The 21,250-nt window shown below is 72.2% G+C and carries 13 protein-coding genes; all 13 read right to left on the bottom strand.

Annotated features, from left to right (window positions below; all coding sequences use genetic code 11):
- Positions 1–68: 68 nt before the first annotated feature.
- The gene (locus ATJ88_RS05040; protein WP_141538612.1) at positions 69–1,406 is read right to left on the bottom strand and encodes a helix-turn-helix domain-containing protein; all 1,338 of its coding nucleotides are present in this window, start codon (positions 1,404–1,406) and stop codon (positions 69–71) included.
- 133 nt (positions 1,407–1,539) lie between these two features.
- The gene (locus ATJ88_RS05035; protein ID WP_098462881.1) at positions 1,540–2,457 is read right to left on the bottom strand and encodes a carbohydrate ABC transporter permease; all 918 of its coding nucleotides are present in this window, start codon (positions 2,455–2,457) and stop codon (positions 1,540–1,542) included.
- Between the two features lies 1 nt (position 2,458).
- Positions 2,459–3,445: a carbohydrate ABC transporter permease gene (locus ATJ88_RS05030; protein WP_245852130.1), complete on the bottom strand. Its 987-nt coding sequence runs from the start codon at positions 3,443–3,445 to the stop codon at positions 2,459–2,461.
- Positions 3,442–4,836: an ABC transporter substrate-binding protein gene (locus ATJ88_RS05025; RefSeq protein ID WP_098462880.1), complete on the bottom strand. Its 1,395-nt coding sequence runs from the start codon at positions 4,834–4,836 to the stop codon at positions 3,442–3,444. The genes ATJ88_RS05030 and ATJ88_RS05025 overlap by 4 nt, the downstream gene beginning before the upstream one ends.
- 118 nt (positions 4,837–4,954) lie before the next feature.
- A complete protein-coding gene (locus tag ATJ88_RS05020) occupies positions 4,955–6,631 on the bottom strand; it encodes a glycoside hydrolase family 13 protein (RefSeq protein ID WP_211287465.1) in 1,677 nt (558 codons plus the stop codon).
- Positions 6,632–7,070: 439 nt separating this feature from the next.
- Positions 7,071–8,084: a LacI family DNA-binding transcriptional regulator gene (locus ATJ88_RS05015; RefSeq protein WP_098462879.1), complete on the bottom strand. Its 1,014-nt coding sequence runs from the start codon at positions 8,082–8,084 to the stop codon at positions 7,071–7,073.
- A gap of 210 nt (positions 8,085–8,294) precedes the next feature.
- Positions 8,295–13,445 (bottom strand): alpha-L-arabinofuranosidase C-terminal domain-containing protein, encoded by a 5,151-nt coding sequence (locus ATJ88_RS18540; protein ID WP_098462878.1) that lies wholly within the window; start codon positions 13,443–13,445, stop codon positions 8,295–8,297.
- Between the two features lie 131 nt (positions 13,446–13,576).
- Positions 13,577–14,551: a galactofuranose ABC transporter, permease protein YjfF gene (gene yjfF, locus ATJ88_RS05005; protein ID WP_098465126.1), complete on the bottom strand. Its 975-nt coding sequence runs from the start codon at positions 14,549–14,551 to the stop codon at positions 13,577–13,579.
- A gap of 89 nt (positions 14,552–14,640) precedes the next feature.
- A complete protein-coding gene (locus tag ATJ88_RS05000) occupies positions 14,641–15,717 on the bottom strand; it encodes an ABC transporter permease (protein WP_098462877.1) in 1,077 nt (358 codons plus the stop codon).
- A complete protein-coding gene (locus ATJ88_RS04995; protein ID WP_098462876.1) occupies positions 15,717–17,255 on the bottom strand; it encodes a sugar ABC transporter ATP-binding protein in 1,539 nt (512 codons plus the stop codon). Before ATJ88_RS04995 ends, ATJ88_RS05000 begins: the two co-directional genes overlap by 1 nt.
- Positions 17,256–17,357: 102 nt before the next feature.
- Positions 17,358–18,371, bottom strand: coding sequence for an ABC transporter substrate-binding protein (locus ATJ88_RS04990; protein ID WP_098462875.1), 1,014 nt, complete (start codon positions 18,369–18,371; stop codon positions 17,358–17,360).
- 212 nt (positions 18,372–18,583) lie between these two features.
- Positions 18,584–20,140, bottom strand: coding sequence for a sugar ABC transporter ATP-binding protein (locus tag ATJ88_RS04985; protein WP_098462874.1), 1,557 nt, complete (start codon positions 20,138–20,140; stop codon positions 18,584–18,586).
- Complete coding sequence (locus tag ATJ88_RS04980; RefSeq protein WP_098462873.1) at positions 20,140–21,159, bottom strand: LacI family DNA-binding transcriptional regulator; 1,020 nt, start codon at positions 21,157–21,159, stop codon at positions 20,140–20,142. The genes ATJ88_RS04985 and ATJ88_RS04980 overlap by 1 nt, the downstream gene beginning before the upstream one ends.
- Positions 21,160–21,250 lie beyond the last annotated feature (91 nt).

Here is a 21,250-nt window from a genome sequence, read left to right as displayed (position 1 = left end):
CGACCGCCTCTGCAGGTCTCCGACGCTCGTCGACGGAGACCTGCAGGGACGCTCACGGGTGAGACCTGTCAGGCGTCGACGAGCTGGCGGTCCTCGTCGCCGGCGGGCTGCTGGTCCTTGTAGCGGCGCACGACGCGGCTGACGACCGACCGGGAGACGTCCACCTGCTCGGCGATCTCACGCTGGTTGTAGCCCTGCCGCGAGAGATCGACGATGCGGCGGTCCCGCTCGGCGGTCGGGTCATCGTCGGCGGTGGCACCGGCGGTCTCGACGGCCGCCTGGGCCTGCTCGGCGGCGGCGCCGCGCTGCACGAGGTCGAACACCTCGACCCGGCGGGTGTGACCGGTCGCGGTCGGCGGCTCGACGGCGGGCGCGGCGGCGTCCTCGGGCGCGGGCTGGTCCCAGGGCAGGGAGTCGCGGTTGCCGAGCGCCTTGCGGACGCTCGCGCCGAACTCCAGGTCCTCGAACGCGGTGTCCGGCACGTAGGGCTGGTCGTCGTCGGCGACGCCGGGTGCGGTGGTGGTCGCCGCGACGGCGGGCGCCTCGGCGGGGCGGGCAGGTGCGGCGTCCCGGGCCGACTCGGTGACGAGCGCGGTGAGCTCGCGGGCCTCGGCGACGGGGACCGGGGCCGACTGCCGCTCGGCGGCCGCGGCGTCGGCCGGGCTCAGCGGGCCGCGGGCGGTCCCGCGCTTGACCGAGCTCGCCCCGATGAGGTCGAGGCGGTTGCCGTGCCGCTCGGCGGCCTCCAGGCGCTCCACCCACACCTGCATGCGGCGCTCGAAGTCCTCGACCGTCAGGAGCTTGAGCGCGCCGTCGCGGGCCGCGCGCTGGTTCTGGTGGGCGGCACGGACCTTGCGCAGGTCGGAGGCGCTGCCGGAGCTGTCGACGCGGGCGTCGCGCCACTGCTCCAGGGCGGTGACGTACTGGTGGACGCGGCTCTCGCGGCGGCGCTCGTCCAGGGTGTGGCCGGTGACCATGTGCCGCTCGCCCACGAGCGCGAGGTGCCACATGAGGGCGGCGACCAGCGGCGGGACGAACCGGAACACCACCATGTAGGGGGTGGACTCGGTGGGGACCGCGACCTCGTGCAGCGCGGCGAACACGCCGGACGTGCCGGACAGCACCCACGTGAGGGTCAGCAGGACGCCGTAGGGGCGGCCCTCGAGCGCGGCGTTGCGCGCCATGAGCGCGACCGCCACGAGGCTGACCTCGAGGAAGCCCGCCATGCCGTACGCCTCGACGGGCGTCATGTGCGCGACCTCGAGGCCGAACAGGACCATGCCGCGGTAGGCCAGCGCGGTCGCGATCGTCGCCGCGACGACGACGGCGATCATCGGCAGGTGCCGCCCTCGGTAACGCACCTGTCGCGGCGAGCCGCTCGTCGCGGCCCGGTCCTGCTGTGTCACGTCGTCCTCCGATTTGTCGTATGAGCCGTCATATATCAGCACCCCGGACTTCCGGCCGTCAACGCTGGGGGGCCGATCGCAAGCCGATCGTGACCAGCGCCGACGCACCGCGGGCCGGTCACGACCGGGCGGCTCACCCCTTGACCGCGCCGCTCATCCCCGCGCCCGACAGGAACGTGCGCTGGAACAGCAGGAAGATCACGATGGGGATGACGGTGGAGATCGCGAGCGCCGCGAGGAACACGTCGAGCTCCACGTAGTCCTGCAGCGCCGGCAGGCGCACCGACAGCGGCTGCTTGGCGACGTCGCGCAGCACCAGCAGGGGCCACAGGAAGTCCTTCCACGCGCTGATGAACGCGAAGACGGACACGACGCCGAGGATCGGCCGCGACATCGGCAGCACGATCGACCAGCCGACCCGGAACGGCCCGGCGCCGTCGACGCGCGCGGCCTCGAAGATCTCGCCGGGCAGGTTGTCGAAGAACCGTTTGACGAGCAGCACGTTGAACGCGCTGGCACCGGCGGGCAGCCACACCGCCCAGAACGTGTTGACGAGCGACACGTGCAGCACGGGCACGTCGAGGACCGTGAGGTACAGCGGGACGAGCAGCACGACGGCGGGCACGAACAGGGTGGACAGCACCAGGGCGGTCAGCGCCGGGGCGTACCGGGGGCGCAGCACCGCCAGGACGTAGCCGCCGCTGACGGCCACGAGGAGCTGCACGAACCACGAGCCGAGCGCCAGCCACAGGGTGTTGAAGAAGTAGTGGTCGATCTCGAACCGGGTCCAGGCCTCGGACAGGTTGGCCCAGTCCACGCCGTGCGGGAACAGCGCCATCGGGGTGCGCAGCGTGTCCTGCGTGGGGGTGACCGCGGCCTTGAAAAGCCACAGGATCGGGCCGAGCCCCACGACGACGAGCGAGACGAGCAGCGCGACGTGCGCGGTGCGCCACGTGGTGCGGACGCTGCGTCGGCGCAGGTCGGAGCCGGAGACGAGGCCGCGCTCGGCCGGCGGGGTCGCGCGACGGCGGGCGGGGGTGGTGACGGCCATGTCAGTCGCTCCACTTCGCGGTGAGCCGGAAGTACACGGCGGACAGCACCGCCAGGACGAGGGCGAGCAGGAGGCTGAGCGCGGTCGCCGCGCCGTAGTCGCCGCGCCCGCCGAACGCGTAGTTGTAGATCATCAGCAGGATGGTCGTCGTGGAGTTCGCCGGACCGCCGCCGGTGAACAGGTACGGCTCGGTGAACACCTGCGCGGTGCCGATGATCTGCAGGATGAACGTCACGAACAGCACGCCCCGCAGCTGCGGCAGGGTGACGTGCCAGACCTTGCGCCACACGCCCGCCCCGTCGACCTCGGCGGCGTCGTACAGCTCGGGCGCGACCCCGGTGAGCGCGGCGAGGTAGATGATGACGGTGCCGCCCGCGGCGGCCCACGTCGCCTCCAGCACGAGGGACGGCATCGCCCACGACGGGTCCTGGAGCCACGGGAACGGCCCGAGGCCGACCCCTCCGAGGATGGTGTTGAACACCCCGGTCTCGGACGCGTCGTAGAAGGTCTTCCACAGCAGCACCGCCACGACGGGCGGCACCACCACCGGCAGGTAGGCGAGCGCCGAGTACAGGCCCTTGGCACGCCGCACCTCGCTCATGAGGACGGCGGCGACCAGCGGCACGGGGTACCCGAGCACGAGCGCCAGGCCGGCGAAGTACAGGGTGTTGCGCACGGCCGTGCCCAGCAGCGGGTCGCCCAGCACGTACGTGAAGTTGTCCAGGCCGACCCACTCGGCGGGCTGCACGAGGTTCGTGTACTGGAAGCTCATGACGACCGCGCGCACGATCGGGAACCAGGAGAACAGGCCGAACACGACGATCAGGGGCAGCGCGACGACCAGCGTGGACAGGCCGCCGCCGCGGACCCACGTCAGGGGTGTGCGCCGGGGCCGCCGCCGGGGCGACGTCGTGGCGGGGGCGGGCGCCCCGCCGTCGGGCACGGTGCCCGACGACGGGACGCTCGTGGCGTGCAGGGCCATCGTCATCCCCGGTCGATGAGGTTCTGCACGTTCGCCTCGGCTTCCGCCAGCAGCGCGGCCACGTCGGCGTCCTCGTCCGTGAGGACGGCCTGCACCACCGGGTCGAGCGCGGCGTACAGGTCCTGCGTCGCGACCGGCGGCTCCGCCTCGAGCGGCTGGTCGTAGATGAAGTCGCTGTAGGGCGCGAACTGCTCCAGCGGCACGTTGGTGAGGTCCGCGATCCAGGCCTGGCGCTGCTCCTCCGACTCCTGGTCGAACACCGGCAGGATGGGCACGCCCACGGGCTGACCCTGGTCGGCGGTGGCCTGCGCGTCGGCCACGGCGGCCTGCTCGTCCGTCAGCTTCGCCATGTAGTAGAAGTCGATCCACTGGACCGCGGCGGCCTGCTCGGCGGGCGTCGCCTTGGCGTTGACGGCGGCCAGCGTGCCGCCGCCCAGCACGGCGGCGTCGTCGCCCTCCAGCGGGAGCACGGTGACGCCGTAGTCGTCGGGGTTCATCGCGTTCTGCGTGGCGAGGTTGCCGTAGTCGCCGCCGCCCGAGACGAACATCCCGATCTTGCCGGCGCCGAAGTCGGCGTGGCTGGTGCCCCAGTCGTAGAGGAACTCGTCGCCCATCGAGTCGTCGTCCCAGCGCATGGCCTTCAGGTACTCCAGCGCCTTCGCGTACTCGGGGGTGTCCACGGTCGCGGTCGCCGTGTCGCCGTCGACCTGCTCGCCCCGGCCGCCCATCGCGTAGACCAGGGTCGTGAGGATCCAGCCACCCGTGTTCGACGACGTCATCTCCGCGAAGCCCGTCTTGCCGGTCTTCTCGCTGATCGTCGCCGCGGCCTCGCGGACCTCGTCCCATGTGGTCGGCGGGGCGTCGGGGTCGAGACCCGCCTCGGTGAAGATCCCCCGGTTGTAGTGGATGGCCTGGCCGTAGGCGGCGATCGGCATCGCCCACTGCCCGCCGTCGGAGGACTGCCCGGCCGCGGCGACGTTCGGGTTGAGGTCGGCCGCGTACGGCAGCTCCGCGACGAGCCCCGAGATGTCGGCGATCTGCTGCCGCTCGATCAGCCCGCGGCCGTCCGTGAACGGGACGGTGAAGACGTCGGGCAGGGTGCCGCCGGCGAGGTCCGCCGCGAACGTCGTGCCCACCCAGGTGTACTCCTGGGTCTCCACCGTGATGTTCGGGTGCTCCGCCTCGAACTCGTCGATGCGCGTCTTGACGGCCTCGACCGCCCCCTCCTCCAGGCCCTCGTCGATGGCGACCTGGATCGTCACCGGCTCGTCGGACGTCTCCTCGGCCTCCGCGGGGGCGGTGCCCTGCCCGTCGTCGGCGCTGCACGCGGTGAGCGCGGCTCCGAGGGTCAGCGCCCCGGCGAGGGCGAGCGCGGTGGTGCGTCGCGTTGACTTCATCGTCACTCCTTGGTCGGCCCGCACGGTGCGTGCGGGGCTCTGCGATCGGGTGGTGCGGGTGGTGCGGTGGTGCACAGGTGGTGCCGTCCGCGGCGGGTCCGTGGACGGCGTGGCGGCCCTACGGGCGGTACCAGACGGCGGTGTCCGGCGGCAGGTCGGGCCCCGCGTCGGGTGCGGGGGCCGGGTCGAGGGGGGACGACGCCAGGACGACGTCGGCCCCGCGGGGCAGCGGGACGGCCGCGGGCCCGAGGTTCACGGCGCAGACGAGCGTGCCGCCGCCCGGCCCGGGCGCCGTCCGCGCGAACGCGAGCACGTCGTCGCCCGCGGCGGGCAGGGCCACCCAGGTCAGTTCCTCACCCGCGAGGGCCGGCTCGGCACGGCGGGCGGCCAGCATCGCGCGGTACAGGTGCAGCATCGACGTCGGGTCGGCCTCCTGCGCCGCGACGGACAGCTCGCCCCAGCCCGCCGGCTGCGGCAGCCACGGCTCCCCCGTCGCGTCCTCGGGCGAGAAGCCCGCCGAGCGGCCCTCCCGCGTCCACGGCAGCGGCACGCGGCAGCCGTCCCGGCCCGGGTCGACGCCGCCGGAGCGGAAGTGCATCGGGTCCTGCACCACGTCGCGCGGCAGCTCCACCTCCGGCAGCCCCAGCTCGTCGCCCTGGTACACGTACAGCGTGCCCGGCAGCGCCCCCGTCAGCAGGGCCGCCGCCCGGGCGCGACGCCGCCCGAGATCGAGGTCCGTCGGCGTGCCGAACCGCTTCGCCGCGAAGTCGAACGACGAGTCCTCGCGGCCGTACCGCGTCACCGGGCGCGTGATGTCGTGGTTCGACAGCACCCACGTGGCGGGCGCGCCCACGGGCTCGTGCGCCTCCAGGGTCGTGCGGATCGACTCCCGCAGCGCCTTCGCCTCCCAGGGCCGCGTCATGAAGTCGAAGTTGAACGCCGTGTGCATCTCGTCCGTTCGCAGGTACAGCGCGAACCGCTCGGCGTCCGGCAGCCAGATCTCGCCCACGAGCACGCGCGGCTCCGCGTAGGAGTCCGCCACGGCCCGCCACGCCCGGTAGACGTCGTGCAGTCCGTCGCGGTCCAGGTGCGGGTGCTCCCCCGGCCCCCAGGCGTCCGGCACCTCCGGCAGCGCCGGGTCCTTCACCGGCAGCGCCGCGGAGTCGATGCGGATCCCTGCCGCGCCCCGGTCGAACCAGAACCGCAGGACGTCCTCGTGCTCGGCCCGCACGTCCGGGTGGTCCCAGTTGAGGTCCGGCTGCTGCGGGGTGAACAGGTGCAGGTACCACTGGCCGGGCGTGCCGTCCGCCTCGGTGACACGCGTCCACGTGTCCCCCTGGAAGCTCGACTCCCACGACGTCGGCATCTCGTCGCCGCCCGGGCCGCGGCCGTCGCGGAACCAGAACCGCTCCCGCTCCGGCGACCCCGGCCCGGCGGCCAGCGCCGCCCGGAACCAGGCGTGCTGGTCGGACACGTGGTTGGGCACGACGTCGACGATGGTCCGGATCCCCAGCTCACGGGCCTCCGCGATGAGGGCCTCCGCCTCCGCGAGCGTGCCGAACGCCGGGTCGATCCGCCGGTAGTCCGCCACGTCGTACCCGCCGTCCGCCAGGGGCGACGCGTACCAGGGGGTGAACCAGATCGCGTCGACCCCCAGGTCCCGCAGGTACGGCAGGTGCGTCCGGACCCCGGCGAGGTCGCCGGTCCCGTCGCCGTCACCGTCCGCGAAGGACCGCGGGTACACCTGGTAGATCACCGCGTGCCGCCACCAGTCGGCGTCGTGGAGCGTGCTCACCGTCGAGCCCTTCTGTTCGAACGTCGTCGTCGAGCCCGACAGTAACCAGCCGACATGATCTACGCAAGAACTCGACAGTTGCGTTATCGAATCGCGATCATTGCTTGTTGACGTTCCGGCGGGACGCGGAGGCACGGCCGGGGCGGGTGGTCCCGACGGCGGCCGGGGCGGGGTGACCGCGCGACGTCGCGTTCACGGGCCCCAGGGGGCCGTCCACTTCCGGTTCGACGACGCCGCGCGGTCACCCCGCCCCGTCCACCTCCGCTGTCGGCGCACGTCGAGTCACGTCTGCCGCGAGAGGCGAGGGGCTGGACGAGGTCCGGTGGGCGGGTGGTGGCGCGCGGTCGTCAGACCGGGAGCGGAGGGCGCCCTGCGCCCGTGCGCGCGACCGCGCGCCACCACCCGCCCACCGGACCGCCGCAACCGCGGCAGGCCCAGATCAGGAGGCGCGCGGGGCCGCCGCGGTGGAGCGGCGCACGACGAGCTCGGGCTCGAAGAGGAGCTCGTCGCGGGAGACCTCGGCGCCCGCGATCATGCTGGCCAGGAGGTCGACGGCGGCGCGTCCCATGGCGTCGATGGGCTGACGCACCGTCGTGAGGGCGGGGTCCGTGGAGTTCATCAGCGCGGAGTCGTCGTAGCCGACGACGGAGACGTCGCCGGGGACGTCGAGGCCGGCGCGACGGACGGCGCGGATGGCGCCGAGGGCAAGCGGGTCGGAAGCGCTGAGGACGGCGGTGACACCGGCCTCGAGGAGGCGGTTGGTGGCGGCCTGGCCGCTCTCCAGGGAGTACTGGCTGTGGACGACGCGCTCCTCGGGCAGGTCGATGCCGTGGCGGGCGGCGAACGCCCGGGCGGCGGCGAGTTTGCGCTCGGACGGCACGTGGTCGGCGGGGCCGAGGAGCAGGCCGATGCGTTCGTGGCCCATGGAGACGAGGTGCTCGAGCGCCTGGTGGGTGGCGACGAGGTCGTCGCAGGACACGTGCGGGAAGTCGAGGGTCTCGATCGAGGCGTTGATGAGCACGACCGGCAGGTTGAGCTGTTCGAGGCGCCGGTAGTGGGCGTGGTCGGCGTCGCGCTCGGAGTAGAAACCGCCGGCGAAGATGACGCCGGAGACCTGCTGGCCGAGGAGGAGGTCGATGTACTCGGCCTCGGTGATGCCGCCGGCGGTGCGGGTGCACAGCACGGGGGTGAAGCCCTGCTGGGCGAGAGCCCCGCCGACGACCTCGGCGAACGCGGGGAAGATGGGGTTGGCGAGCTCGGGCAGGACGAGCCCGACGAGGCGGTTGCGGTCGCCGCGGAGCTTGGTGGGGCGTTCGTAGCCGAGGACGTCGAGGGCGGTGAGGACGGCGTCGCGCGTTGCCTGGGACACGCCGGGCTTGCCGTTGAGCACGCGGCTCACGGTCGCCTCGCTGACTCCCACCTTGGCGGCCACCTCGGCCAGTCGCCTCGACATGGTCCGAGGTTACACCGTGCGACGCAAACCGCTTGCGAGACTTGCGGACCACTTGCGTCCAGGTGGGTGCCCCCCGGGGCACCACCCCGGGACGCAGCGAGCGTGCCGGCAGCTCCCTCATGAGGCTCTCGTGAGGGAGCGGCCGGCACGCTCGTCGCGTCGTCGGTCGGCTCGACCGTCAGTCGGGCCGACCGTCAGTCGGCCGACCGGTCAGGGCGTCACCTTCCACGGGCCGTGCTTGCCGCCCGGCTCCTGGTTCCGCGTCCACCACTGCGCCGTGTACCGCACGCCGTCGTGCACGACGACGTCCCCGGCGGTGAAGATCCGCGACGGCGTCCACACCGCGGTGCCGTCCGCCGCCTCGACGATCTCCTGCCACGGACCCCACGGGGAGGCGCCGGGCTCCTGGTTCTTCGTCCACCAGGTCGCCAGCCACGTCGATCCCTCGAACGTCACGAGGTCGCCCGCGGTGTACACCGTGCCGGCCTCCCAGGCGGGGTGGGTCGGCTCGGCGGGCTTTTCGGCGAGCCGCAGGAACGTCACCGAGCGGGCCGGGAAGTCGTACGTGAACTCGTTCGCTCCCCCGTCCCAGGCACGGTCCACCGGCACGACGGCGTCCGGGTCGGCCTTGGTGTTGGTGGCCGACGCGTCGGCCACGATCTCGGTGACGGCCACGTCGGCCGCGACGTCGAACGCGCCGGTGACGGACACGTCCGTGCGGGCGGTGGCGGCGCCCGGGTTGACCACCTTGACGATGAGCTCACCCGTGGCGTCGTCGTGGGTGACGACCTGGTAGAGCGACTTCTCGGTGGGCTCGGTGTAGGTCATCTGGAGCTCGCCGTCGAGGTAGAGCTCGATGGTGCGGCCCTCGACGACGACCTTGACGTGGTAGTCCTGGCCGGTGACGAGGCGCTGGCCCTCGAGGGCCTCGACCTCGTTCGCGGACCCGCCGGACGCCCGCTGGAGGACGGAGCGGGTGTTGTTCCACCCGCCGAGGTTCCACCAGTAGTAGTCGTTGGCGCCGCCGGCGGCGAACCCGACGAGGAAGCCCTCGTTGCCGGAGATCTTCCGGGCGTCGAGCTCCAGGGTGTAGTTCGACCAGTCCTTGCCGTAGGCGTCGGTGACGATGCTGCGGGCGTCGTTGACGGTCCCCGACGACTGGACGTACTCCCCGCCCGTGACGGCCCAGGAGCCCGCGACGGGCGACCACTGCGACGCGTCGGAGAACGTGTCGGAGAACAGCACGTCACCCGTGGCGTTGTCGGTCACCGTGACGTCGTCGTACGCGGCCCGGGTGGACCAGGTCGACAGGAACACCCCGCCGTCGAGGTCCTCACTGCCCACGGCCGGCGGGCCGGTGTGGGTGCTCGGCACGACCTCGTCGCCGACGTTGTTCATGAACAGGTGCTGGTTCCAGTAGTTCGCCGACGCCCACGACTCGTCGTTGTCGAACCACATCATGTCCGGGGACCACTGCACGTAGTCCTCGTTGGCGAACATCGGGGCGTAGGAGGCCAGCTCGACGAGGTCGGAGTTGCGCTCCAGGCCCGTCATGTAGGCCGCCTCGGCGAGCGCGTTGCCCCAGGTGTTGCCGCGCGAGGCGTACTCGCCGAGGAACACGTGCGGGCCCTCGCGGTCGTAGGAGTCGTACCGCTCGTCGTTCTGCAGGAACCAGGAGGGGTCGTTGTAGTAGTGCTCGTCGACCATGTCGACGCCCTGGTCGCGGTTGAACTCCCACAGCTCGTCGAACCGGGCGCCGGTGTCGTCGGGACCGGAGTTGGAGATGATGGTGACGTCCCAGCCGTGCTCGGCGCTGGCGGCCTCGACGGCGTCACGGAACGCGGGGAAGTTCGCCTGGAACGTGTCGGTGTTCTCCTCGTTGCCGAGGCCGATGTAGCGCAGGTCGAACGGTTCCGGGTGGCCGAGCTCGGCGCGCACGGCACCCCACTCGGTGTCGACGTCGCCCTTGGCGAACTCGACGAGGTCCACGGTGTCGGCGACCCACCGGTCGAAGTTCTCGTCGCCGACGTGCATCTCGGGGATGGAGGAGCCGCAGCCGTTGGCGCCGACGGACACGACGGGCAGCGGGGTGGCGCCGAGGTCCTCGGCCCACTCCATGTACTCGAGGTAGCCGATGCCGTACGACTGGTTGTAGCCCCAGAAGTTCCAGTTGGTCGGGCGCTCCTCGACGGGCCCGATGGTCTCCTTCCACTGGTACGTGCGGCGGCGGTCCTGACCGTCGGAGCCGAGGTAGGTGTCGAACGTGCCGACGTTCGTCACGCAGCCGCCGGGGAACCGCAGGAACTGCGGGTGGAGGTCGGCGACCATCTCGGCGAGGTCCTTGCGCAGCGGGCTCTTGCCGTTGACCGGTCCGACCCAGGTGTCCTGCGGGAACAGGGACACCATGTCGAGCCGCACCGTGCCGGCGGCGCCGGTGACGACCTGGAACCGGGCGTCGTTCGCGGTGCCGGTCACCTTCAGCGTGGTCGTGTACCGCTTCCAGGCGTCGGAGCCGTCGACCGCGACCTTCCCGGTGGCGTACGTGGTGGCGCCGTCGGCGGACACCACCCGCACCGTGAGGTCCTGCGCGGTCGTGGTGCGCGCCCACACGGACACGTCGTAGGAGGCGCCGTCGGTGACGGCGACGCCCTCGTTGAAGGACGCGTTGGACACGCCCGTGGTGCCGTCGGAGCGGACGGTCAGGTAGTAGCGGTTGGAATCGTTGAGCCACTGCGAGCGCTCCGACTCGACGGCGATGGTGCCGCCGCCGACCCTCGACCAGCCGGTCAGGCCGGTGAAGGACGCGTTGTCCGAGGTGTTGAACTCGAACGACCGGTTGCGGACCAGCTCGGCGTACAGGCCGCCGTCGGCCGCGTAGTTGATGTCCTCGTAGAACGCGCCGTAGAGGTCGTCGCTCATGTCGGTGCGCTCGGCGTCGGCGTCGATCGTCAGCGCGTGCTCGGTCACCTCGACCGGCACGACGACGAGCCGGGCGGCGTCGTCGACGTCGCCGAGGACGAGCGTGCCGTCCGGACCCTCGGTGAGCGCCCGGTCACCCACGAGGACGGCGATCTTGCCGCCGCCGACGTCGGTGAGCCGCAGCTCGACGGGCTCGGTGCCGGCGTCGCCGACGGTGAGCCGGTCGCCGGCGCGCACCAGCGGGTCGCCGGCGGGCGTGGCGAGCGTGACCGGGCCGGGCACGTCGCCGGTCGGGGTGGCGACGAAGCCGGTCGTGACCAGCGGCCGCTCGGTCACCAGCGCGAGGCCGTCGTCGTCGACGAGGTGCCGGCCGTCCGTCCCGGCGAGGGTGAACTCGCCGTCGGGGACGATGTCGGCGCCCTCGGGCTCGACGAGCGCGAAGTAGTCGAACTCGACCTCGTGGCTGGGCGCGCTGCCCGCGGCCAGCGCGTAGAGGCCGACCTGGGTGACGTCGGCCGCCAGGGTGGTGGTGGCCACCTGCGTCCAGTCGACGTCGTCCCACACGGCGACGGTCATCGTGTCCCCGGTGCGGGTGAGGCGGACGGTCTCCCCGGTGGAGCCGGGGCGGGCGGCGAACGTGGCGCCGTAGACGGCGCCCGTCTCGGTGCCGGTCTCGATGCCGACGGGGTCGCCGCCGAACACGGACGCGTGGGTCAGGCCCGCACGCACGTAGTTGTCGTGGTCCTGCCAGGCGATGATGCCGGCGCCCTGGAAGTCGCGCTGCGGGGTCGCGGCGAGCGCCGTCTGGGCGACGAAGTCCCCCGCGGGGACGTCGAGGAGGAACACGTTCTCGTAGCTGTTGTCACCCTGGTAGGTGTCGCCCGGCTGCGACTGCAGCGTGAGCGCGCCGCCGCCGAGGGACCACGCGGACGCCTCCTCGCGAGCGATGCTCCACCGGTCGCGGAGCTGGTCGCCGTCGAACGGGTCGACCCACGCCCCGTCGGGCAGCGGGGCCGCCGTCGGCGTGGTGACGGTGACGGTCGCGGCGGCCGTGCCGAACGGCGAGGTCGCGGTGATCGTGGCGGTCCCGTCGGCGACGCCCGTGACGACACCGTCGGCGTCCACGGTCGCGACGTCCTCGTCGTCGCTGCCCCACGTCACCGAGCGGTCGTCGGCCGTGATCGGTGTGACGGTGGCGCTCAGCGTCGTCGTGGCACCGGCGGTGAGGCGGACCTCGCTGCGGTCGAGGGCGACACCCTCGGCGAGCAGGTCGGGCTGGTAGGCCTCCAGCAGCGCGGTCTGCTCGTCCGCCGTGATCGGCAGGACGGTGCCGTGGCGCGGGTTGCTCGGCAGCTCGACGTCGGGCATCGACGTCCAGTCGCCGGAGGCGAGGTCGTCGGTGCGGAACAGCATGTAGCCCTGGCCGCCGTGGTACGACGGCTGGTCCATCATGAGGTACCAGGAGTCGTCGGTGAGCGACGGGAACATGGTCGGGCCCTCGCCGGCGGTGAAGGTGCCGCCCCACGGGTTGGGCTGCCCGACGCCGACGTGCTCGGCGATCAGGTCCCAGCCGTCGCCGTCGGTGACGCCCTGGGTGAGCCGCAGGTCGGTGGAGGACTCCTGGCGGACCGTGTAGTCGGCCTCGTCCTTGGTGAGCCGGTGGTAGACGCTGCCGTCGGCGCCGTCGGAGACCTCGGCGACGGTGGAGTCGATCATGCCGCGGCCCGCGCCGCGGTCCATGTCGATCCAGGGCTGCGGCTCGGTGAACTCGGTGAAGTCCTGCGTGGTGGAGGACATCATCCGCTGGTAGGACGTGGCGATGTCACGGTCGGCGGGGTCGAGGTCCTCGTCGTAGAGGGCGGACGCCCAGTAGACGACGAACTCCCCCTCGCCGTCGTTCGCCGTCGCGTCCCAGTGCGCCTCGGGCGCCCAGAGGTTGCCCGCGTTCTCGGGGGCGAGCTCGACCTCGCGCTGCTCGGACCAGGTGACGAGGTCGGGCGAGGACCACACCATCATCGAGCGGCTGCCGGTCTCCTGGGCGGTGCCGAAGTCGCCGCCGCCGTAGATCTGCAGGTCGGTGGCGAGCAGGTAGTAGACGCCGGTCTCGGGGTGGCGGATCAGGAACGGGTCGCGCAGGCCCTGCGTGCCGAGGGTGGACTCGAGGACCGGCTCCCCGTCGTTGAGGGTGTGCCAGGTGGTGGGGTCCTCGTCCTCGCTGACCGCGAGGTAGATCTTCTCGCCGTCGGCGCCCTCCCCGGCGAAGTAGGGGAAGACGTAGGCGGCGTGGTCGGCGTCCACGACGTCGACGGCGGTCGGCAGGCTGGTCGCGGCTGCCGCGGGGGCGGCGAGCGCCGCGGCCGGCAGGGCCGTCGTCGAGGCGGGCAGGGCCAGGGCGAGTGCCAGGGCCAGGGGTGGTGCTGATCGTCGTACGGCGTTGTACATCGTGACTACTCCTCGCTGAGCGTGTCAGTGTGAGCGCTCACATCTGGTGAGCGCCGGGGTGGTCTCGTCGGACGGACAGGGGGACGAGGTCCGGGCCGCCCGACGACGGACGACCCGGACCGGGCACGGCGCTAGACGCGCCGTGCGGTGAGCACACGCTGCAGGACGACGAACACCAGCAGCAGACCGCCGATGAAGATCTTCGTCCACCACGAGCTCAGCGTGCCCTCGAAGGTGATCACGGTCTGGATCAGACCCAGGACCAGCACACCGAGCACGGAACCGAGCACGAACCCGGTCCCGCCGGTGAGCAGGGTGCCGCCGATGACGACGGCCGCGATGGCGTCCAGCTCCATCGCCACACCGGTCAGGGAGTAGCCCGACCGGGAGTACATCGCGAACAGCAGGCCGCCCAGCCCGGCACAGGTGCCGGACACCACGTAGACGAGCACCTTCGTGCGCGCCACCGGCAGACCCATCAGGCGCGCCGACTGCTCACCACCGCCGATGGCGTACACCGTGCGGCCGAACTGCGTGTAGTGCAGCAGGAAGAACGCGACGGCCACCACGACCAGCGAGACGGCCACGCCGGTCGTCATCCGCCAGTAGCCGCCGACCCACGTGGTCCAGCCCGCGATCGCGGCGAACGTCGGGTCGTTGATCGGGATCGACTCCGGCGCGATGACGAAGCACAGGCCGCGCGCGAAGAACATGCCGGCCAGGGTCGCGATGAACGGCTGCACCTCGAACACGTGGATCATCACGCCCAGGAGCAGGCCGATGAGCGACCCGATGAGCACCACCAGCGGCATCGCGACGGCCACCGGCCAGCCCGCGTCGATGAGGTACGCGGCGGTCACCGCGGACAGGGCCAGCACCGCCCCCACCGACAGGTCGATCCCGCCGGTGAGGATGACGAACGTCATGCCCACGGCCAGCACGATGAGGAACGAGTTGTTGATGAACAAGTTCGCCAGCACCGTCAGGGACAGGAAGTTCTCGTACCGCACGCCGCCGACCGCGAGGATCAGGGCGAGGACCACGAACGTCCCGACGACGGGCATGTAGCGGCGGTCGACGCGGAGCCGACGCGAGACGGAGGCCATGCGCGGCCCCTCCTTCCGGGGTCCGGACGCCGCGGGGTCGTCCGGGCGACGGTGCTGCTCCGGGGTCACGGGAGTGACGTCGGCGGCCATCAGGCGGCCACCTCCTCGGGTCGGGTCGCCCGTCGTCGGGCCCGCGCGGCGAACGCCGCCCGGGTGCGCGGGGACTGCGCGAGCGTGACGGCGATGACGACCAGCGCCTTGAACAGCGGCGTGACCAGCGGCGAGATGCCGACGATCGTCACCGTGAGGGTGAGCGTGGTGATGATGAGCACCCCGACGAACGTGCCCGACAGGGAGAACTTGCCGCCCTGGAGGGACGTCCCGCCGATGACGACGGCGAGGATCGCGTCGAGCTCGATGAACAGCCCGGCGTTGTTCGCGTCGGCGGCCATGACGTTGGACGCGAGGATGAGCCCGGCCAGGCCGGAGAACAGCCCGGACAGCGCGAACACCGTCCACACGATGGTGCGGGCCTTGACGCCCGCCAGCCGGCTGGCGGCCGGGTTGATGCCGACGGACTCGACGAGCATCCCCAGCGCGGTGCGGCGCGTCAGCAGCGCCACGAGGACGAACACCCCGTAGGCGATGAGCATCGCCACCGGCAGGCCGGCGAAGAAGCCGGTGCCGAGCGTCTTGTACGGCGCGCTGGTCACCGTGGTGATCTGCCCCTCGGTGATGAGCATCGCGATGCCGCGGCCCGCCGTCATGAGGATGAGGGTGGCGATGATCGGCTGGATGCCGAGCACCGCGACGAGGAACCCGTTCCACACCCCCAGCAGGAGGCACACGCCGAGCGCCAGCGCGATCGCGGTGAGCACCGTGACCGGGGACCCGGGGTCGGGCGACGTCGCGATGTAGCTGAGCGACAGGGCCCCGGAGATCGCGACGACCGCCCCGACGGACAGGTCGATGCCGCGCGTCGCGATGACGAGCGTCATGCCGAGCGCCACCAGCATCAGCGGCGCCGAGTTGCGCAGGATGTCGATCGGCGCACCGAACAGGTGCCCGTCGCGGATCGACACCGCGAGGAAGTCGGGGCTGAACGCGGTGTTCGCGAGCAGCAGCGCCACCAGGGCGACGACGGGCCAGAACAGGCTGTGCCGGGCCGCGCGGCGCCAGACGGGATCCGTCCCGCCGGGTGCCGGGGCCTTCGTGGTGGCGGCCATCAGTGGTTCCCTCCGCTCGCGATGAGCTCGACGACGTCGTCGACGCCGACGTCGCCCGAGTTGACGACCTCGGCGACCTTCACCCGGTCCCGCAGGACGGCGATCCGGTGGCTGAGGCGCAGCACCTCCTCCAGCTCGGCGGAGATGAACACCACCGCCATGCCCTGCTCGGCGAGCTCGGCGACGAGCTTCTGGATCTCCGCCTTCGCCCCGACGTCGATGCCGCGGGTCGGCTCGTCGAGGATGAGCAGCTGCGGCGCCGTGGCGAGCCAGCGGGCCAGCAGCACCTTCTGCTGGTTGCCGCCCGACAGGTTGCGCAGCAGCGCGTCCGGGTTGGCGGGGCGGATGTTGAGCGCCTCGACGTACTTCGCGACGATCTCGTCCACCTGCTTCCCGGGCAGACGCCGCAGCCAGCCACGGTCGGCCTGCAGGCCCAGGACGATGTTCTCACGCACCGTGAGGTCGCCGACGACGCCCTCGGCCTTGCGGTTCTCCGAGGAGAACGCGATGCCGCGGTCGATGGCGGCGCGCGGGGTCCGCAGGCGCACGTCGGCGCCCTGGACGCGCGTGGTGCCGGCGTCGGCGTGGTCGGCGCCCGCGAGCAGCCGCGCCACCTCCGTGCGGCCCGAGCCGAGCAGCCCGGCCAGGCCGACGACCTCGCCCGCGTACACGTCGAGGTCGAACGGCTGCACGCTGCCCTTGCGGCCGAGCCCGACGGCCTGGAGGAACGGCGTCGCGCCCTCCTCGACGTGCACCGTGTGGTCGGTGGTGACCTGGAGGTCCTCCAGGACCTCCATCGACCGCCCGATCATGGTCGACACGAGCCGGAGCCGGTCGATCTCGGGCGTGAGGTACTCCCCCACGCGACGGCCGTTGCGCAGCACCGTCATGCGGTCGGAGATCTCGTAGACCTGGTCCAGGAAGTGCGACACGAACAGGATCGCGACCCCCTGGTCGCGCAGCCGGCGCACGACGGCGAACAGCTGGGCGACCTCGTCGGCGTCGAGGCTGGACGTCGGCTCGTCGAGGATGAGGACCTTGGCGTCGACGACCATCGCGCGGCTGATCGCCACGAGCTGCTGCACGGCGATGGAGTGGGAGCCGAGCGACGACGCCGGGTCGATGTCGAGGCCCATCGTGGCGAGGTGCCGGGCGGCCTCGCGCCGGGTGGCGCGCCAGTCGATGGCCCCGAGCCGCCGCGGCTCGCGGCCCAGCATGATGTTCTCGGCGACGGTGAGGTTCTCGCAGAGGTTGACCTCCTGGTACACCGTCGCGACGCCCGCGGCCTGGGCCTCGCCCGGGCCGGAGAACCGGTGGGGCTCGCCGTCGACGACGATGTCGCCGGCGTCGATGCCGTAGACGCCCGTGAGCGCCTTGATGAGGGTGGACTTCCCGGCGCCGTTCTCGCCCATGAGGGCGTGCACCTCACCCGGGAAGAGGCGGAGGTCGACCTGGTCGAGCGCCTTGACGCCCGGGAACTCGATGGAGATCCCGGTCATCTCGACGACAGGCCGCACCGCTGGTTCGGGGCTCGTCATCTCGGACCTTCCGTGGTGCGCGGCGGGGTGCGCGGGGGCACCCCGCCGCGGGGTTCGCGGGACGACGCCGGCCGGGCGCCGTGGCGCCCGGCCGGCGGTGCGTCAGTACTCGCGGGTGGGCAGGGCCTCGGTGGCGGCCTCCTGGTCGAACGCCTCGTCCTTGACGACGATGCGCTTCTCGACCTCCTCGCCGGCGACGACCTTCTGGGCGATCTCGGCCAGGTCCGGGCCGAGCAGCGGGTTGCACTCGACGATGTAGTTGATCTTGCCCTCGGACAGGGCGGTCATGCCGTCCTTGACGGCGTCGATCGTGATGATCTTGATGTCCTCGCCCGGGGTCAGGCCGGCGGCCTCGATGGCCTCGATGGCGCCGAGACCCATGTCGTCGTTGTGGGCGAACACGAGGTCGATGTCGTCGTACTTCTGGAGGAAGCCCTCCATGACCTGCTTGCCCTCGGTGCGGGTGAAGTTGCCGGTCTGGGAGTCGATGATCTCCAGGTCGGTGCCCTCGATCGCGCTGCCGAAGCCCTCCTTGCGGTCGATGGCGGGCGCGGAGCCGGTGGTGCCCTGCAGCTCGACGACCTTGTAGCCCTCGCCGTCGTACTGCTCGGCGGCCCACTCGCCGGCCATCTCGCCCTCGAGGACGAAGTCGGAGCCGATGAACGACTCGTAGAGGGTGTCGTCCTCGGAGTCGACGGCGCGGTCGGTGAGGATCACGGGGATGCCGGCGGACTTGGCCTCCTGGAGCACCGGGTCCCAGCCGGTCTCGACGACCGGGGAGAACGCGATGACGTCGACGCCCTGGGCGATGTAGGAGCGGATCGCCTGGATCTGGTTCTCCTGCTTCTGCTGGGCGTCGGAGAAGCTGAGGTCGAAGCCGTTCTCGGCGGTCAGGGTGTCCTGGATGGACTTGGTGTTGGCGGCTCGCCAGCCGGACTCGGCGCCGACCTGCGAGAAGCCGATCGCGATGGTCTCGTCACCGGACATCGCCTCCTCGGTGGCGCCGGTGGACCCGTCGGTGCTCCCGGCCTGCTCGCTGGAGCAGGCGCCGAGCGCGAGCAGCGCGACGGCGGACAGCGCGGCGACGGCGCCGCGGGTGAAGGTCGAACGTGCCATGGTCTCCTCCTCGAGATGCCGGGCGGCCGGTGCTTCCGGCCTTGCGGGTCAGCTCCGACCCTCCGGCGAACGCTTGGCGTTGTGACCGCTAACATAGCGACAGATGTGACCGGTCACAATGGCTGGCCGGGTGAACGCGAGTCACGATCTCGTAACACCGCCGGTGACCGGCGCGACCGCCGCGACGGCGACAGGCCGGTGCCGCCGGTGGATCAGCCCTCGTCGTCGAACGCGAACCCGTCGAGCTCCGCCGCGATCATCTCCACGATCGTGTCCACCGTGACCCCGGGACCGTTGCTCAGCTCCCCGATCTTCTCCCGGTCCTTGAGCACCACGATGCGGTCGCTGAGGCGCACCACCTCCTCCAGCTGGGAGGAGATGAAGACGACGGCCACGCCCTCGCCGGCCAGCCGTGCGACCCGCCGCTGGATGTCGAGCTTCGCGGCGATGTCGATGCCGCGCGTCGGCTCGTCCAGGATCAGCACGTGCGGCCGCGTCGCCAGCAGCCGGGCCAGCATCACCTTCTGCTGCGTGCCGCCCGACAGCTCGCCCGCCGGACGGTCCAGGTCCTCGTGGGACAGGTTGAGGGCGTCCAGGTAGGTGTCGACCACCGCGTCCTGCTCGGCCCGCGACAACGGCCGCGTCCAGCCGCGCAGCGCCTGCAGTCCCAGGACGATGTTCTGGCGCACCGACAGCTCGGCGACGATCCCCTCCGTGCGCAGGTTCTCGCTCGACACCGCGATCCGGTGCCGCAGGGCCGCCGCCGGGCCGCGGAGCTGCACGCGGGCGCCGTCCAGCCACAGCTCGCCCCGGTCCGGGCGCTCCACCCCGCCCATGAGACGCGCGAGCTCCGTACGGCCCGACCCGCGCAGCCCCGCGAACCCCACGACCTCCCCCGGCGAGAGCTCGACGTCCGTCGGCTCGAGCGTCCCCCGCCGGCCGATCGACGACGCCCGCAGCCGCACGGGGCGCGAGTCCGCGTAGTGGTGCTCCAGACGCTCGGAGTGCAACGCCTGGAGCGCGTCGATGTCCTCGCCGATCATCTTCGAGATCAGCTCGGCCCGGTCCACGTCGGCCGTGCGGTACTCCGCCACGACCCGACCTCCGCGCAGCACGGTCATGCGGTCGCTCACCTCCAGCACCTGCTCCAGGAAGTGGGAGACGAACAGGATGGCGACGCCCTGGTCGCGCAGGCGGCGCACCACACCGAGCAGGCGGGCGGCCTCGGACTCGTCGAGGCTGGAGGTCGGCTCGTCGAGGACGAGCACCCGCGGCTCCAGGACGATGGCGCGGGCGACCGCCACGAGCTGCTTCGTCGCGGGCGGCAGCGAGCCCAGCGGCGCGCGCGGGTCCACGTCCTCGATGCCCAGGGCGGCCAGCACCGCCGACGCCCGGTCCCGGTTCCGGGCCCAGCGGATGCCGAACCGGCCCCGCACCTCGTGCCCGATCATGATGTTCTCGGCCACCGACAGGTGCGGGCTGAGGTGCGACTCCTGGAACACGGTCGCGACACCCTCGGCCCGGCTGCGGGCCACGCTCGTCGGCGTGGACGGCACCCCGTCCAGGAGGACGGTGCCGTCCAGGATCGGCACGGTCCCCGTCAGCGCGCCGATGAGCGTCGACTTGCCCGCGCCGTTCTCCCCCATGAGCGCGTGCACCTCCCCCGCACGCAGGGTGAGGTCCGCGCCGTCGAGCACCCGCACGCCCCCGTACTCCACGGTGATCCCGCGCATCTCGACCGCCGGGGTCGCGGTCCGCTCCGGCGGCATCAGTCGGTCTTCCGCGGCGGCGCGCTGGAGGCGCGCGTGACGATCTCGGCCGAGATGCGGGTGGCGTCCGGGATCTCCCGACCCTCGATCGCGGCCCGCAGGACCTCCACGACGGACACGCCGAGCGCGGCGAAGTTCTGCCGCACGGTCGTCAGCGGCGGGATGACGTGCCGGGCCAGCGGGATGTCGTCGAACCCGACGACGCTGAGGTCGTCCGGGACGGAGAACCCCCGCTCGTGCAGCCCGTGGACGAGTCCGACCGCCATGTCGTCGTTGGCGACGAACACGGCCGTGTAGTCGGGGAGCTCGCGGATGCCGCGCGCGAACTCGTAGGCGAAGTCCGCCGACCAGTCACCGACCACGATGGGGCGCTCGCGGACCCCCCAGGACTTGGCCCGGGCGTGGAACGCGCGCTCGCGGGCGCGGGCGTCGAGCCAGTCGAGCGGGCCCGCCAGGTGCAGGATGTCGCGGTGGCCCAGCGCCACGAGGTGGTCGACGGCGAGCGCCGTCCCGGCCCGCTGGTCGACGGTGACGGTGAGGAACGTCGGGTCCTTGTCCGGCTTGACGACGAGCACGGGCACGCCGACGGCGATGCGGCGCAGGTCGGCGATGGACGACGACCGGGGCGCGACGACGCACAGGGCGTCGATCCCGAGCGCCACCAGGTGGTCGACGGCCTCCTGCGGGGTGATCTTGGCGCCCGCCTGGAGGAACACGGAGCTGACCTCGTAGCCGGACGCGCGGGCCGCGGACTCGACGGCGTACAGGGTGCTGGTGGGCCCGAACGTGGTGGCGCTCTCCACGAGGACGCCGATGCGGTTGCTGCGCTGGGTGGCCAGCGCGCGGGCGGTCATGCTGGGCCGGTAGCCGAGCTGCTCGATGGCGTCCTCGACGCGCCGCCGCGTGGCCTCGCGGATGTTCGGGTGGTCGTTGAGCACCCGGGACACCGTCATGTGCGACACGCCGGCGAGCTGCGCGACCTGCCGGATGTTCGGCTTCTCGACGCCGGGGTTCGCCATCGGGCCTCCATCGGATCGCGCCGGTCACTGATCGGCGCGGCGAGCACAGGTTACCGCCGTCCGTGGGGGTCCGGCCCCCTTGCCGTCCCGC

The organism is Isoptericola jiangsuensis, assembly GCF_002563715.1.
Classification (GTDB): domain Bacteria; phylum Actinomycetota; class Actinomycetes; order Actinomycetales; family Cellulomonadaceae; genus Isoptericola; species Isoptericola jiangsuensis.
This window is presented reverse-complemented; position numbering and strand designations above follow the sequence as displayed.